This window comes from Acinetobacter tandoii DSM 14970 = CIP 107469 (assembly GCF_000400735.1).
In the GTDB taxonomy this organism is placed as follows: Bacteria; Pseudomonadota; Gammaproteobacteria; order Pseudomonadales; family Moraxellaceae; genus Acinetobacter; species Acinetobacter tandoii.
In genome coordinates, this window is record NZ_KE007359.1 from 89,667 (window position 1) to 92,190 (window position 2,524).

General features: G+C 39.1%; 1 protein-coding gene. It reads right to left on the minus strand.

Going from position 1 to position 2,524, the window contains the following annotated elements; translation table 11 throughout:
- Window positions 1–497: 497 nt before the first annotated feature.
- Window positions 498–2,117: an oleate hydratase gene (locus I593_RS00540; RefSeq protein WP_004883953.1), complete on the minus strand. Its 1,620-nt coding sequence runs from the start codon at window positions 2,115–2,117 to the stop codon at window positions 498–500.
- Between the last annotated feature and the right edge of the window lie 407 nt (window positions 2,118–2,524).

Genomic DNA, 2,524 nt, shown 5'->3' on the forward strand with positions numbered 1-2,524 from the left:
TTGGAAAAAAAGAAGAATTTAAGAAAGTGCTAGCAATTTTAAGAAAGAAAAAGCCTGATAGGACAAGGATCCTATGAAATTTGTCGTGTACAGAGGTAATTTTTATGAAATCTAAAATCATGAGAAAAAGATAGAAAAGCACTTAGTCAGTTTCGGAGTATTATTTAAAACGTGGAGATGTTTTTCCTATGTTAATTAGTCAATTTATTTACGAATGAGGTATAAAGTTTTATCTAATTTTTCTTTTTATCCAATTTAAAATTAGGTGCGTACACGGCCTCAACTTTCAATAAAGTATAAAAGGTGTTTGTGTAGGCAATACCCTTACTTTTGATAAGCCAAAAGAAAGCAAAAGCCTTTGTTACTCATACATAACATCCCTATTATGATGGATAACGTGTGGCATCCCTGCCACACTCGTGTATCCAAACGTTGCTTAAATTAAACTATGTAATAGTGGCGACATAAAGGTGCTCTTATCGCTATATATTAAAAACTTAGTGGAACACTGTTTCTAAAGCTTTTAAACCCACTTTGGGATCAAGTAGACCGTTGTAAATTTCAGGGATTTCACGTTCCACCCCAAAAAATTCATAAATGGCAAGCATCGCCCCACGAACTGAATATTCCACAGTAAAGACCACGTCATCTTCAATTTCCACAAACTGTCCAAGGAAAGCAAAGTTTTGTGAGCCTTGTGGAATTACCTGTGGACGATCCCCCGGTTTACGGCAGGCGAATAGGGCAGAGGCGTATGGCATCATGGCGGTAGTAACATCAGTCGTTGCCAAAACATGATCTAAAATGTCGTCAAAACCGAGCTGTTTAATCAGTTCTGTTAGGATTTCTTGCCCCGTGGCTTCGGACATTGGTTTTTTGATGTAATCGCCTATATGGTCAATTTGGAAACCGTAGCCCCATAAGGTATATAAACCTTCAGGTAAGTCGGCAAAGTGTGGCTGTGCAGGAACCACGATGGATAAATGCCAACCCGACTCATACCAAGTCATGAGTGCGCCTGTGCCTGGTTCATTGCCTGTATAGTCAATAATACGTTTAAGTAGCACGTCATCTTTCATGGTCAGAGTGAAAGACTCCCACTTATGTTCATCGACATTGCCATAAAAAGTCATTGGACGGCCAAAGTCTGGGGCTTTTTGTGCCAGCGTTTCCCAAAGCGTCCAGCCATGATCTTCTCGATGACGAATAAGGGCAGGCACGTCATGATTACCGCCATAACGTGAGTCTGCTGTAATAGAGCCTAAAGTGAAAATAGCTAAATCATTGGCTTTCAGATTAATTTGCTCTGAGCCTTCAGGCAATTGTACATATAGGCGTGAAGCGTAGCGTTCTTGAGTTTCAGCATTGGTAATGAAGTCTGCATCTGTGACATAGTGTCCAAAACGCACATCGACGCCTTGTGCGACTAACCAACGCTGTAGGGGCAGAATCATCGAGTCATATTGGTTGTACTTGGTACGTTTCACACCCGCTAAGGTATGAATGCGTGGCAATTCTTGAATAAAACGCAAGAAATAGCGTCTTAACTCTGCTGCACTGTGCCATTTTTGAAAAGCGAAAGTCGTGCGCCACATGCGCCAGAAATTGGTTTCAAAAAAGGTTTCATCAAAAAACTCATCAATGCGGCGACTGCCAATTTTTTCTTCTTTTGAAGCTAATAGGCGCAGCATCTGTGCACGATGTAGCGTATTCAGACCAAGCTTTGCTGCATCCGCAATGACATGTTCGGCATCAATCAACCGTGCATTGGCGTGGGTTTTCACTTTTTCATTAAACTCACGACATTCTTCACGCACCGAAATGTCTGGATTTTCCAAAGATGGAATACTGGAAAATAAGTCCCATAGGCACAAATAAGTTTCATCGGTCAGCATTCGCCCACCACGTGTTACCCAAGCTTGCGCGGCATGCGGTGTATGTCCACCATCCATCGAACCACCTGAAATATCGAGTTCTTCTAAAATATGGATATTTTTGGCAGGGACTTTGGCATCACGGATTGCAAATGCAGCAGCAGCCATACCTGCGATACCACCACCAATAATCCAAAGATGGGACTGTTGCGCGTCTAATGGGGTGCGCTTCTTATTTTGCATGGTTCACCTTTAATTATGATGTTAAAAATTATGAAGTAAAAAAATTGGTTTAGAAAAACCTTAAAAATAGTATGTCTTTTTATATATGAAAAATGTATGAAATGGGAAGCAATCCCCTCATTATATTTTGTAATCAAAAATAGACGTATGATGGCTATTTTTAATACACATTTGTCTTTTTATTAAAATTGAATATGATCTAAATAATTGATGTTAATGTTTATTGTTGAGTAATTGCTCTATTGTTGTTTTCACTATGCCGTATGCTAAATTTCTTTAAAAATAGGCTTTTTATTTATCATTAAAAAATATCTTTGTACACGACAAAAAAAGATAACTCATTGAAATAATGGCATAATACTTGTTTTCTGACGACGAATATGATGACACATTTCAATGAGTTACAT